The 13,794-nt window shown below is 36.2% G+C and carries 6 protein-coding genes and 2 tRNA genes; 7 read left to right on the top strand and 1 reads right to left on the bottom strand.

Annotation, left to right across the window (positions count from 1 at the left end; all coding sequences use genetic code 11):
- Positions 1-143: 143 nt before the first annotated feature.
- The 3 genes from ACFIN0_RS00125 to pgi all read left to right on the top strand — a co-directional run bounded on the left by ACFIN0_RS00125 (position 144) and on the right by pgi (position 6,266).
- Positions 144-1,283, top strand: coding sequence for an efflux RND transporter periplasmic adaptor subunit (locus ACFIN0_RS00125; RefSeq protein ID WP_375606200.1), 1,140 nt, complete (start codon positions 144-146; stop codon positions 1,281-1,283).
- Entirely contained in the window at positions 1,280-4,414 is a 3,135-nt protein-coding gene (locus tag ACFIN0_RS00120) for an efflux RND transporter permease subunit (protein ID WP_375610042.1), read from the top strand. The genes ACFIN0_RS00125 and ACFIN0_RS00120 overlap by 4 nt, the downstream gene beginning before the upstream one ends.
- Positions 4,415-4,601: 187 nt before the next feature.
- Positions 4,602-6,266 (top strand): glucose-6-phosphate isomerase, encoded by a 1,665-nt coding sequence (gene pgi / locus ACFIN0_RS00115; RefSeq protein WP_375606202.1) that lies wholly within the window; start codon positions 4,602-4,604, stop codon positions 6,264-6,266.
- A 292-nt stretch (positions 6,267-6,558) separates the two neighbouring features.
- Here the strand turns inward: pgi and ACFIN0_RS00110 are convergent.
- A tRNA-Ser gene (locus tag ACFIN0_RS00110) sits at positions 6,559-6,648 on the bottom strand.
- 285 nt (positions 6,649-6,933) lie between these two features.
- Between ACFIN0_RS00110 and rplU the strand changes: the two genes are divergently transcribed.
- The 4 genes from rplU (at position 6,934) to ACFIN0_RS00090 (ending at position 13,327) form a co-directional block, all read left to right on the top strand.
- Positions 6,934-7,410, top strand: coding sequence for a 50S ribosomal protein L21 (gene rplU / locus ACFIN0_RS00105; protein WP_375701674.1), 477 nt, complete (start codon positions 6,934-6,936; stop codon positions 7,408-7,410).
- Positions 7,411-7,422: 12 nt separating this feature from the next.
- A complete protein-coding gene (gene rpmA, locus ACFIN0_RS00100; RefSeq protein ID WP_273723965.1) occupies positions 7,423-7,692 on the top strand; it encodes a 50S ribosomal protein L27 in 270 nt (89 codons plus the stop codon).
- 1,399 nt (positions 7,693-9,091) lie between these two features.
- Entirely contained in the window at positions 9,092-11,623 is a 2,532-nt protein-coding gene (gene ptsP / locus ACFIN0_RS00095) for a phosphoenolpyruvate--protein phosphotransferase (RefSeq protein ID WP_375610044.1), read from the top strand.
- Positions 11,624-13,237: 1,614 nt separating this feature from the next.
- Positions 13,238-13,327: transfer RNA gene (locus tag ACFIN0_RS00090), tRNA-Ser, on the top strand.
- The last annotated feature ends 467 nt before the right edge of the window (positions 13,328-13,794 follow it).

Genomic DNA, 13,794 nt, shown 5'->3' with positions numbered 1-13,794 from the left:
TATGAAAGATAGTCAAGCAGAGATGAGATGTGTTTTTTGCGGTGGGGTAAGATATATACACCCGCTGTTGGGTTTTTGTGTAAAACGCCGATATTACTGTTGAAAACTATTTCAGATGAACATGACACAGCAAGGGCGGATGTATGGCGTTATTAAAAAAGATCTTTCCATTAGTGTTTTTAATCGTTGTTTTAACGGTTACTTATTGGGTTGGAAAAAAGAGTGCAGACCAACCCATTTCTATGGTGGATAAAACAAGAGTATCGTATAAAGATTCAAATGGAAAAATGAGAAAACCACCGGTAAAGGTTGTCGTTGATCTTGTAAAAAATCAAGATTTTTATGAACAACTTAACGTTCTAGGGAGTGGACAAGCACTTGCAGAAGTCGAGCTCACCCCTTTATCTCCAGGTGTTATTGATAAGCTTTTTGTGTCAGCTGGTACAAAAGTACAAGTAGGTGATGTGATTGCAAAGCTTGATTCTAAAAAAGAGGAAATAGCGGCTGCAAAAGCAAAAGTACAACGTGATAATAATGCGTTAACGCTTTCGCGCATTCTTAAATTACGTGCTAGCAATACAGCAACAGAAGTTCAAGAAATTACAGCACGCTTAGAGTTGGATAATGCAAATTTAGTTTTGCGTAATGCTGAATTAGATCTCGATCGGCGAACAATTCGTGCACCGATTCCTGGAGTTGTTGGTATTTTGCCTGTTGATGCGGGAAATAACGTGACCCTTAATACTGTAATAGGCCGTATTGAGAATAGAGAACGTATTTTGGTCGACATATGGGCTCCTGAACGATATGTGTCGCGCATCCATAAAGGAGATGAGGTAACGGCAACATTAACTGCGCAGCCAGACAAATCTTTTGTTGGTCATATTTATGCGATTGATAATATCGTTGATCCAGAAAGTCGCACACTTCATGCTCAGGTTGAAATTAATAATGAAAAAGATACGCTTATGTCTGGTATGTCTTTTTCTGTTGCCTTGCAATTTCATAGTGGTTCTTTCCCTGTCGTTAATCCTCTTGCGGTTCAATGGAACAGTAAAGGGTCATTTGTTTGGCGTGTGAGAGAAGGGAAAGTAGAGGCTATACCCGTATCAATTATTCAGCATAAAGCAGATCAAGTTTTCGTAAAAGCACCCCTAGAAAATGGTGATCAAGTTGTCATTCAAGGAGTACAAATGCTTTATCCAGGAAGTAAAGTAACGATTGATGATCCAAAGTCTCATCAACAGCAATTACCAGCAGTTTACGGAACGGATATACAATGAGCCAAGAATTGAGCACAAAACAGCCGATGTCACAGGTCGAGCAAGGTGGTCTCATTACCTTATTTATTCGCAGACCGGTTTTTACTTTTGTTTTAAATGCTATGATCATCATTGCAGGATTTGCAGCATGGTTAAATGTTGATGTAAGAGAATTACCTGATGTTGATACTCCCGTAACAACGATTGTGACGGTGTTTTCTGGTGCGTCGGCAGAAACAATTGATCGTGAAGTTACAAAAATTATAGAAGATGCTGTTTCTCGTGTTTCAGGTGTTAAGACGATTTCTTCAACGTCTTCTTTTGGGCGCTCCCGTGTGCAGATTAATTTTAATGTTGGTGTTGATTTGAATGTTGCAGCATCTGATATTCGTGATGCCCTGTCTCGCATTACGTATACTTTACCGAAAGATGCGGATTCGCCTTTGATTATTAAAGCAGATTCCAATGCTGCTGCCATGATGTATTTGGTTGTGACGTCACCAACAATGAGTGTTGATGATTTAACCACGATTGTAGACGATCAGATTGTTGATGCAATTTCCGCTGTTGATGGTGTTGGTGATGTACAGGTTGATAGCGCTCGCACAAAGATTTTTCAGATTGATATAGATCAAGCAAAACTTGCCAGTTATGGATTAACCGTAGCAGATGTTTCTCGTGTTCTTGCTGATATGACAACGGATGTGCCAGTAGGATCATTACGCAATTCTACGCAAAATTTAGTTGTGCGTGCTACTGCACGTTTAACAACACCAGAATCTTTTGAACAAGTTGTTTTAAAACCTCATGTACATCTTGGTGATGTTGCGCATGTCACTTTATCGCCGGATATAGAAAAGGTTATTCTCCGTATCAATGGAAAGACAGGTATTGGATTAGGAGTTGTGCGTAAAGCACAATCCAACACTCTTAATATTTCTGAAGGAGTGAGAACCGTTGTTGATAATCTCAAAAGTATTGTTCCTTCTTCTGTACATATAGACGTTATTAATGACGATGCAGTTTTTATTAAAAGCGCTCTTCATGAGGTTGAAGTTGCGTTGGTTATTGCTATTTTGAGTGTTATCTTGGTCATTTTTCTTTTTCTCAGAGACATTCGTGTAACGCTGATACCTGCTGTATCTCTTCCTGTCGCTTTGATTGGTACCATTGCAGCTATTTATCTTGTAGGATTTTCATTAAATATTCTCACATTTTTAGGACTTGTTTTAGCAACAGGGCTTGTTGTGGATGATGCTATTGTTGTTCTTGAGAATATTGTTCGGTGGCGCAACATGGGTTTAGGGTCTAGGGCTGCGGCGGTGATAGGAACACGTGAAGTATTTTTTGCTGTTTTAGCAACAACATTGACTTTAGTGGCTGTGTTTGTTCCTATTTCCTTTCTTCCTGGGCAAGTTGGAGGTCTTTTTAGAGAATTTGGTTTTGTTTTGGCAATTTCTATTTTGCTTTCTTCAGTTGTTGCCTTAACGCTTTGTCCCATGTTGGCTTCGCGTTTTCTCAAAGAACATATTGAGGAGAAAGAGGAAGAGTCCCATCATTTTGCTTTTTTATATAAATTAGGTACTTTTTTTCATAAGGCATATACTTACAGTTTGCATAAGTGTTTAGAAAAGCCTTGGGCTGTTGTTTTTGCTTCACTTATTTTTGCGGGTCTTTGTGTTGGAGGCTATACGAAGCTACAACAGGAATTAACGCCAGCAGAAGACAGAGCTGTGATCTTTTTGGTTATTAATGGACCACAAGGTATTTCAACACAATATTTGAACGAGCAAGTAGAGCAAATTGAAGCAAGTCTACAGCCATTACGTGATGCAGGGGAGATTGCTAACAGTTACTCTATTGCAGGTGCTGGCGGTTCACCCAATACTGCTTTTTTGATTTTATTGCTTTCATCTTGGGATAAACGTTTACGGAGTCAGCAAGAAATCGTGAAAGATATTAATGAAAAGGTTAAACAGTTTCCCGCAGTTTTTGTGTTTGCTGCGCAGGGAAATTCTTTGGGTGTGAGAGGAACTGGGCAAGGATTACAATTTGCAATTCTTGGCAATGATTATGCAACATTACAACCCATTGCTGATAAGCTGGTGAGTACTTTACAAGATGATCCGCGTTTTATTCGTCCACGTCTTACTGTTGATGCAACACAACCGCAATTTTTCATTGAAATCAATCGAAAAAAAGCCTCCGATTTAGGGATTGATATCACCAATTTGGGCGATACATTACAAGCAATGTTGGATGGTAAAAAGATTGGTTCCATTAACGTGGATGATCATTCTTACGATGTTAAATTGATGTCGCGTAAAAATTCTATGAAGAGTCCTAGTGATTTAGAAAACATTTTTTTAAAGACCAAAGACAATCGATATGTTCCTTTATCGGTTATTGCACGTTTACATGAAAAAGCTATCTCTCCCCAATTAAAACGGGAAAAACGCATGAGTGCTGTTATTTTAAGCGCAAATCTTGCTCCAGGTATTGCTTTAGGGGAAGCTTACCAAACGGTACAGAAAATTGCTTCTCCTTTGTTATCGAAAGGGACCTATATAGTTCCCTTAGGGGAAGCTGAAACGCTTAATGAAACATCCTCCAGTTTTATGATTGTTTTTGGCATTGCCTTTTTGATTATTTTATTGATTTTGGCTGCTCAGTTTGAAAGCTTTATTTCAGGATTTATTATCATGGCCACTGTCCCATTAGGGATTGGTTGTGCTGTAATTGCTATGCTATTGAGTGGTGTGAGTCTTAATATTTACAGCCAAATTGGATTAATTTTGTTAATTGGCGTTATGGCGAAAAATGGTATTCTTATTGTTGAATTTGCAGATCAATTACGTGATCAGGGAAGAAGCGTGCGTGAAGCCGTAGAAGAAGCAGCAAACATTCGCCTTCGTCCAGTTTGCATGACAATGATTTGTGCCATTTTAGGAGGTATTCCTTTGGTTTTAGCCAAAGGTGCTGGCGCAGAGGCGCGTATAGCTTTAGGTTGGGTTATCGTTGGTGGTTTAGGTTTAGCAACTATTTTTACGCTTTATGTTACACCGGTTGTTTATCTTTTTTTAGGGCGTTTTATAAGACCAAAAGCAGAAGAAGCTATATTATTAACAAAAGAACTCAATAAAGTTAAATGATGTATCGAGTGGAAAAGATTTAAAAGTTTATTCTTGTAAAAATATCATCTTCGAATCTTATTTTTTACTTTTATATTCCTTAGTTTTTATGTGAACAGTAAAGATAGGGAGCAATAAAGGAGATGCTTTCTGCTTTGTTATTGTTTGGGCATAGATTTCATTGTCAATAACTGTATAGGATAAGCTTATGGGAGATAGCTTTTCGATTCGAAATGAAAAGGCTTTTGAAGCCGCATTAAATGCTTTAAGGAGCCATGCCGCAAAGGATGGGGTCTATGATATTCGTCGACATTTTTTAGCAGATGAACAGCGTTTTTCCCATTTTTCTCTCAGACTTGATGATCTTCTTTTCGATTTTTCAAAATGTGGGGTAACATTTAAAACATTGCAACTTTTAGATGATTTAGCTGTTGCAGCAGATGTGTTAGGACGGCGTGATGCAATGTTTTCTGGTCAAGCGATTAATACAACTGAAAAACGCTCGGTTCTTCATATTGCATTACGTTTACCTGCTGACGAAATTTTCATGTTGGATGGCCATGATCTTATTCGCGATATTCAAGATGTTCTTGAAGACATGGAAAGATTTTCTGAAAAGGTACGTGATGGAAGCTATCAGGGAAGCAATGGAGAGAGAATAAGTGATATTGTAAACATTGGTATTGGTGGATCTGATCTTGGTCCTGCAATGGTTACATATGCTTTAAAACCTTATCATGATGGTCCACGTTGTCATTTTGTTTCTAACGCTGACAGTGCTCATATTTCTGATACTCTCTCTATTTTGAATCCAGCAACAACGCTGTTTGTCATTGCTTCTAAAACTTTTACAACGGCTGAAACAATGGTAAATGCTCAAGTTGCACGTCAGTGGATTTGTTCACATTTAGGAGAAGAAGCCATTTGCACGCATTTTGTTGCTGTTTCGAGTGCGCTTGATAAAGTGGCAGAATTTGGCATAGATTCGACAAGAGTTTTTAAATTTTGGAATTGGGTTGGAGGGCGTTATTCAATTTGGTCAGCCATTGGGCTTGTTGTGATGTTTGCAATAGGTGGTCGAAATTTTCGCCAATTTCTCAATGGTGCTTTGCAAATGGACCAACATTTTAAAACCATGCCTTTGCATAAAAATATTCCTATTCGTTTTGCTCTTTTAGGGTTTTGGCATCGTGTTATTTGTGGTTATTCATCACGCTCTATTATTCCCTATGCGCAGCGTTTAATACATTTTCCAGCTTATTTACAACAGCTTGATATGGAATCAAATGGTAAGCAAGTCTCGCTGGATGGAAAACCATTAAGTTTTTCAAGTGGTCCAATTGTTTGGGGTGATTCAGGCACAAATAGTCAACATGCTTTTTTTCAGCTTCTGCATCAAGGAACAGATGTTATTCCTGTAGAATTTATTTTATTTATAAAAGGGCATGAGAAAAATTTACATTCTATGTATGAGATGTTGCTAGCAAACTGTTTAGCACAGTCAAAGGCCTTGATGAAGGGGCGTAGTATTGAAGATGCTCAGCATATCTTGATAAAAAATGGAGTTGATGAACGTGAAGCAGGTTATTTAGCTCTTCATAGAAGTTTTAAAGGAAACCGTCCCAGCATTACGCTGGTTCAGGATTTATTAACACCTTTTGCACTCGGTCGTCTTATTGCGCTTTATGAACATCGTACTTTTGTTGAAGGGATTTTAATGAATATTAATTCATTTGATCAATGGGGTGTTGAACTTGGTAAAGAATTAGCAAATGAGTTACTACCAATTCTTCGTGGAGAAAGTAAAGCGGATAATCGTGATAGTTCAACATTAGGGTTGCTAGCACATATTCAAGTAAGACGTGCAAAATAAATATAATTTTACAGTAGTTTTTGTACTAACTAAGCAAAAGTAGAATGAGAAAGAAATATGAGATAATTCTTTAATTTTACTATGCGTTCTCTTATTATCTGGATTAGATTTATGTAACAGAAAATCAAAAAAGTGCAAAAATTGTAAAAATGAGAATTTATTCGCAAAAACGATAAAGACCTTTGAGAGGTCTTTGAAGACCCTTTGAGAACACCTTTAAAACTCTTTGAAAAAAAATGAATTGGTACAAAACCTAGTGGCAAAATATACAAAACCCGCTGGCAAGCTACAGTGGCGGAGAGAGAGGGATTTGAACCCCCGATAGAGTTGCCCCTATGCCGCATTTCGAGTGCGGTGCTTTCAACCACTCAGCCATCTCTCCATAATAAAGTGAAACAAAAATCGGCACTATTCGAGTGTATAAGGGGTAGATAACCTTCAATTGTTTTTGGTACAACCTTTTTTTCTTTTTTATGGGACTTTATTGACAGAGAATAGAAATTCCTTCATATATACAAAATATAAGCGTGGGGAAATCTGCGCATATTTGTATTGAAGAAGGTTTTATCCTTCTTTGAGATCTATTAAGACTGATAAAAAGCAGCCTATTTTCCCTTATTTCAAGGCAGAAATTAAATAAGAGCTGGAGTGAACGGAAGGATAAAAAATGTTCGCAGTCATTAAAACTGGTGGTAAGCAATACCGCATTGTTGCTAATCAAGTGGTAAAAGTTGAAAAAGTTAGTGGAAATGCGGGTGATGTAGTTGAATTCAATGACATATTAATGGTTGGGCAAGAAGGTAATGCGGTTATTGGTACCCCTGTCGTTGCTGATGCATTGGTGACAGCTGAGATTTTAGAACAGACACGTGGGCGCAAGGTTATCGCATTTAAGAAGCGCCGTCGTCAAAATTCTAAACGCACGCGTGGCCATCGTCAAGAGTTTACGAGGCTTCGTGTTTTAGAAATTTTAATGGGTGGTTCAAAACCTAAAAAAGTTGCTGAGAAACCTATAAAAGAAGAAACTACATCAAAAGAAACAAAAGCTTCTGCTTCTGTTGAGAAGACGGCTAAAAAAATGGTTGAAAAAAAGACTGCGTCGCCGAAGAAAGTATCTGTAGCATCAAAGAGTAAGAAAGATTAAAGGAGAGCGTCTATGGCACATAAAAAAGCTGGTGGTTCCTCGCGTAATGGTCGTGATTCAGAATCGAAACGTCTAGGCGTTAAAAAATTTGGTGGTGAAACCGTTATTGCCGGAAATATTATTATTCGCCAGCGTGGTACACGTTGGCATCCTGGAAACAATGTCGGCATTGGAAAAGACCATACGCTTTTTGCATTATCAAATGGAAAGGTTTCTTTTCAACGCAAAGCGGGTAATCGTTCCTATGTTTCAGTCATTCCTATGGTGGAGGCAGCAGAGTAATCTGTAACACTCTCTAGCCATAAACAGGATTTCATTGAATTGTAGTTGTGGTTTTATAAGTATTAAAAGGGAAAGATGAATCTCATCTTTCCCTTTTTGCGTTGGTACTATAATAAATGTAGAAGATAAAAGGTAGAATTGGGGAAATTACTTTTCTCAATGAGGGAAAAAGTTTGTGCGTTGTTATGTTAGTATTTAGTTCTGAACATATTGATATTATGATAGAATTTGTTGATAAGTTTCTGTATAATAATAGTGAGGAGAGATTTTCTTTTTATGTATAAAGAAGTGTCGAGTAATTTCTTATAAGAGAAGCAGTTTGTTTTCAGAAAATTATGAGAAATTTAATGAGAGCATTCTTTATGTAATCATTTTGATAAAGATGGGTCTTTTTATCGGCATTGTGGTATTGATGAGTTGTCATACTGTTTTTAGGTGGTAGTGTGGATAGGTGGGGCTATTCATTTAAAAAGACATAAGGATAAAAAAATCCATAAGAAGGCAGTCAAAACTACTTTGAAAGTGACGTGTATTAAGGAATTTTCGGTAAATCGAGAGTGAAATTATATTTTTAAGGAGGACGGTGTTTAAAGATATAAAAATAACTAACGTGCAATCAGCGCCCTTCAAGAATATTTTTTCTGATTTCACTATTATTGTGTATTGTTGAAAATAAACAAGCATAAAAGCTAGGGTTAAGGCAATAACTGCTTTTCATTTTTTACTTTATTTATCTTATTTGTAGAGTTTTTCTTGATTTTAGTAGTTGGTGATGGTGCTTGAGGGTGTCGTACTTTGCAAATGTGCGACAGAGGGCATTGTGTATTTGCGATATTGATTGAAGTAAAGGTGTAGCTTAAAATATATAAATATTATATATCGAGAGTTTGATATCATAAGATGGGCAGTACGGAATTTTAAAGATGATAAGTTGCATGGAGCAATTTGTAATTATGTAATGAATTTATAAAGAGGGATAATAGGTTAAATAAACTTTGAGGAATCAATTAAAATATTAGCTGAAGTTACGGATGATTGGGAAAGATACTTTCTTGTAGGGAGAATAATGGAAAGTTATGTTGAATAACTTAGGATAATGAGAACGTTTTGAAAGCATAGTTTTTCAGGTGATTGGTGCTGTAAAAAACGGTTTTTTTGTCTTTGTAAAGTAAAAGAGTAAGAGGCAGACTTGCTTATGATGATTTTAAGCACTTGGCTAGATAATAATATCCAATTGTTTTATCGGTTACATTGAGGTATTTAAGCACCTCACTTAGCTATATTCCGTAAAATATAAATAAAGCTGTGGTGGTATTTATAGCTTGTATTTTGGGAAATGCAGCTTTGAAAAGGAATTTATCAGAGATATTGGTGTTCAAATGTGAGGCAATTTGAATTCATGATGAGATATGAGAAAGCAGAAGCAATGAATGTAGATTTTACTGATGGTGAAATCTTGTCTATAAGATCTGTAAAACTTGCAGCTGCTTTTGATCATAAAAATGATGCAATTTATGCTGCTGCTGAATTGCTTGTGCAGGTTGGTGCCGTTGATAAATGTTATCTGGCAAGTATGCTGGCACGTGAAGAAACAACCAATACTTGGCTTGGAAATGGTATAGCCATTCCTCATGGTATGGCTGAAAATCGTGATTTAATTATCAAGGATGCTGTTGCTGTTATACAGGTTCCTGCTGGTGTTGAGTGGCAGGATGGCAAGAAAGCATATTTGGTTATTGCCATTGCAGCGTGTCCAGATCGCTATAGAGAAATTTGTAAAAAATTGACGTCTCTTTTATTTGATAAAAAACAGCTTGAAGTACTTGCAACAACTATGGACAAACAGCAAATTGTTACAACTTTGTTTGACAAAAATATGAAGATAGAAAAAACTTTTATTGGTGACCTTTCGGTGTGTCAGGAATGGATTTTAGATTATCCAAGTGGTCTTCATGCACGACCAGCTTCTCTTTGGGTTGATTTTGCGAAAAAGGCTCAAAGCTCTATCAGAGTTCGCCATGGTCAATATACCGTTGAAATGAAAAATTTAGTTGGTTTATTGCAATTAGGAGCAAAAAACGGTGATGTTCTGATTTTTTCTACAGATGCTGCAGAAGGAGCACAACTTCTCAATGATGCCATTGCTATTGCAAAAAAAGTGAGTATTAGCGAAAAATGTCTGATGAGAGCAATGGAATCTCAAACAAAGGCTTTTCATGGTTGGTATCCACGCTCTATGCAAAAAGGCATTTCTGGTGTTGGAGCGAGTTCAGGATTAGCATTTGGTAAGATTTTTGTTTTAAAGCAAAATGATATTTCCATAATAGATCAGCCAATTGATTTTGCAGCTGGTGCAGCATGTCTTGAAAATGCTCTTACAAAAACAAAACATAAAATGGCATCTGTGATTTCTGATATTACAGTGCGTATGGGAGCAGATTCTGCTGCGATTTTTTCTGCGCAAATGGTTTTGCTTGAAGATGAAAATTTAATAGCTCAAGCTTGTCGTTTTATAGCGGAAGGTCATGGTGTTGCTTGGTCTTGGGATAGAGCGGTTCATCAATTTTCAGATATGTTTTTTAAGGTAGATAATCCTTTGTTAGCAGCACGTGCTGTTAATTTAGTTGATGTTGGTCGACGTGTTTTAGGTGAAATCAATCCATCCTATAGATCGTTCTTTTTAAATGATATTCCACATGGTGTAATTCTGGTTACAAATGACCTTTCTCCTTCTGATGTAGCACAACTTGATTGTACAAGGGTAAAAGGATTAGCAACAGCATGGGGAGGTCCGTTATCTCATACAGCTATTTTGGCGCGTACTCTTGGTATTCCAATGGTTGTTGCTGCAGGTGATGATATTTTAGCAATTCAGTCTGATATTCAGGCTATTATTGATGGCGATAACGGGTTTATTTACCTTGATCCTACGCTTGAAGACGTTGAAGATGCTCAAAGGCATATTGATACTGTTGCGCAAAAACGTGTCAGTGAAATAAGTGCGTGTAGATTACCAGCGCAAACGACAGATGGTCAAAGAATTCGTATCATGGCTAATGTCAACTACGCAAATCAGGTTCCTGTTGCGCTTGATTTGGGGGCTGAAGGTGTTGGACTTATGCGCACGGAATTTTTGTTTTTAGAGAATCCATATATTCCGGATGAAGAGCTACAATTTAATATATATCGGGCGATGATTACAGCTGTAGGAGATAAGCCATTAATTATTCGTGCACTTGATATTGGTGGAGATAAACAGGTTACGCATTTACATTTATCTAAAGAGGACAATCCTTTTTTAGGTGTTCGAGGAACGCGGCTTTTGTTACGTCGACGTGATCTTTTGGTGCCTCAATTACGTGCTTTATATCGAGCAGCAAAAGAGGGTGGAGATCTATGGATTGTGTTTCCGATGGTCATGTCTGTTTCAGAGATTGTTGCTATAAAAAAGATTGCAGAGGAAATCCGCAACGATATTGATGCACCAAAATTAAAACTTGGTATTATGATCGAAGTTCCAGCAGCGGCCATTATGGCAGATGTATTGAGCGCCCATGTTGATTTTTTTTCAATTGGAACCAATGACCTAACACAGTATACAATGGCTGTTGATCGGCAAAATCCGTACCTTGTGTCTGAAGCTGATAGCCTTGATCCGGCAGTTTTGCGTATGATTTATCAGACTATTCAGGGAGCTGCACAAAATAAGTGTTGGGTTAGTGTATGTGGTGGTATGGCTGGAGATCCTTTTGGTGCAATGATTTTGACTGGATTGGGAATTAATGAGCTTTCTATGATATCTTGCGATATTTCTCCAGTAAAGGCGTATTTACAGACTCATAGTTTTGAAGATATGAAAATTTTAGCACAAAAAGCATTACAATGTGAAACTGCACGAGCTGTACGTGCTCTAAGCAAGGATATAAGGTGATAAAAAACATTAAGGGGAAAGAACGAGCTCATTTTGCAGACTAATCAGATTTTTAGTGCTGTAAAACATTATCCTTTAGGACGATTATAGGCAGCATATTAATTTATAATGGTAATTTATCGTTTTACATAATGAGAACCCTGAATATTGTAGGGTTTTCTCGTTTTAAATTTCTCTATATTAAATTAATAAAAATTATTCTTTTATACATTACAAAGAGGAGTAATGTATAGATAAAAACACTCTAAGAAAGAATAAATTCCTTTTATGCATTCTCTCAAATAGCAATAGATATTGTAACATTAGGCGATAAATAGCGTGATGTTACTTGGCTTTTCTTTTTATTTAAGGAAAGATGATGCTATCCAATAGATTTTATACCATTCATAGACACCGTATGAGGTAGATGTGACAAGCTTTAAGAGATGTTTTTTAACAAACGTGTGGATGAGAAAGAAAATAGTATTTTTAGAGTATTCTGTTTTGTGATGAGACCATATCACGCTTAAAGAATGCGATAATTAAAAGTATGAAGTAATACGTAATCTCTTTTAAATAATTGAGATTACTTTAGATATTTTGAAAACTGTAAAGCTGAATTTAAAAGTATATGGTAAAAATGAAAACAGGTTTGCATTTTTATGATTTTGTATTTGATCAAAACGAGACTATTTTTTCATTTCAGAAAATAAGATATATTCATACATATTAAATTAAAAATGCAAAGTTTTTTGTCTGAATTTTATTTTCTTTAGTATCAACTAAATATAGAAGTGTGAAATTGAGTAGAGGATTTAGAGTAGGGCTTATTATGGATCCTATGAAAGAGAAAACTGACACCGTCACACTATTTTACAGCTCTCAATGTTGCAAAAATTCGTGCTATTTAAGAAAATGCATAAGAGCCACTTATCCTCTCTTAAAATGTTCTCCCCCCACATACCATCCCTTCCTATTAAGCAAGTGATTTTAATTAATTCAATATGAAAGGAGTTATGGTGAGAAAAAATTACGATATTCGAGGTTTTTATGATGTGTAAACGATGGTTCATCATTATAAATCAATATGTTATATATTGTCTGAAACATAAAAGTGATTAGCTGGTAGATCTCATTTCAAGAGAGAGTTGTTTGTAATCAAAGTTATAGTGATTAAGGATTTTCATCCTTGGAGGCAAGAAGGAGGTCGAGAATGATTTTATTGAAATGAAATTTATTATCTGAATAAACAATTTTAATATTAGGGATATAAGAAGTTCATATCGTTATTATTCTATTTATTATTAGGGTAATCAATGCTGTGAAGCGAGAAATATTTAATTATTTGGTTGCGTAAAACCATGGACTGTATGCCAATTTTAAGAGAAGTATTTTTTTGTGAAGCAGAAAGTGCGTAAATGAGCATGAAAGTTTATAACTGGTGACAATCTTTTTATTCCCATTATTGTATTCTACAAACCTATCCACGAAAAAAGTTTTTTCTTAAAAAGAAGAGATGTGCTTGTTATTCAACAGATAAAAGCTCTTATTTTAATAAATGAATTTGTTTTTTGGGTTTTGAATGTATAGTTTAGACTTGCACGTTATTTCTTTCTGGGTATAGTGCAAACTTCTGGAGAGGTGGCCGAGTGGTTGAAGGCGCACGCCTGGAACGCGTGTATATGGGAAACCATATCGAGGGTTCGAATCCCTCTCTCTCCGCCATTAATTTAAAACGAACTTTCATATGCTTGATATGACATAGTTTAAAAAGCTCAGCATTTGCAGGATTTTTTATTGTTTGAAATTGACTAGTTCGCGCCGATCTATGCCTGTCATTATGTACACTTAGAAATTACTATTGAATTTTCATCAATTTTATAATTTCTAAGCTCCTCTTCTCTCGATCTTTAGATAACCTGATCTAGCATAAACGATCTCTTCAAATATCATTAAAGGATTTTTGCCATTATCACTAACTTCTGGTAGAGCTTTTAGAATTAATGGTGATTATAGTGCTATTTGCAATTTTGTTGATTAACGGGCTAAATGCGTTTTATCCACATGAGAGATAACGAATACCTCAGCTTTTTTCACGCAATGTGCTCATTTAAAATTAATGTCATGAATATTTGTACAAAATTTTTATCTATACGATAATCAAAAAAAGGCTGACGTAATATAATAATTGA

The organism is Bartonella sp. AA89HNZF (assembly GCF_042196905.1).
Lineage (GTDB): Bacteria > Pseudomonadota > Alphaproteobacteria > Rhizobiales > Rhizobiaceae > Bartonella.
The sequence above is the reverse complement of the archived record's forward strand: the minus strand, read 5'-3'. Positions and strand labels throughout refer to the sequence as shown.

Bases quoted from the DNA above. Each gene is read 5' to 3' on its own strand.
- ACFIN0_RS00125 (WP_375606200.1), top strand. From the start codon at position 144: ATGGCGTTATTAAAAAAGATCTTTCCATTAGTGTTTTTAATCGTTGTT.
- ACFIN0_RS00120 (WP_375610042.1), top strand. From the start codon at position 1,280: ATGAGCCAAGAATTGAGCACAAAACAGCCGATGTCACAGGTCGAGCAA.
- pgi (WP_375606202.1), top strand. From the start codon at position 4,602: ATGGGAGATAGCTTTTCGATTCGAAATGAAAAGGCTTTTGAAGCCGCA.
- rplU (WP_375701674.1), top strand. From the start codon at position 6,934: ATGTTCGCAGTCATTAAAACTGGTGGTAAGCAATACCGCATTGTTGCT.
- rpmA (WP_273723965.1), top strand. From the start codon at position 7,423: ATGGCACATAAAAAAGCTGGTGGTTCCTCGCGTAATGGTCGTGATTCA.
- ptsP (WP_375610044.1), top strand. From the start codon at position 9,092: ATGATGAGATATGAGAAAGCAGAAGCAATGAATGTAGATTTTACTGAT.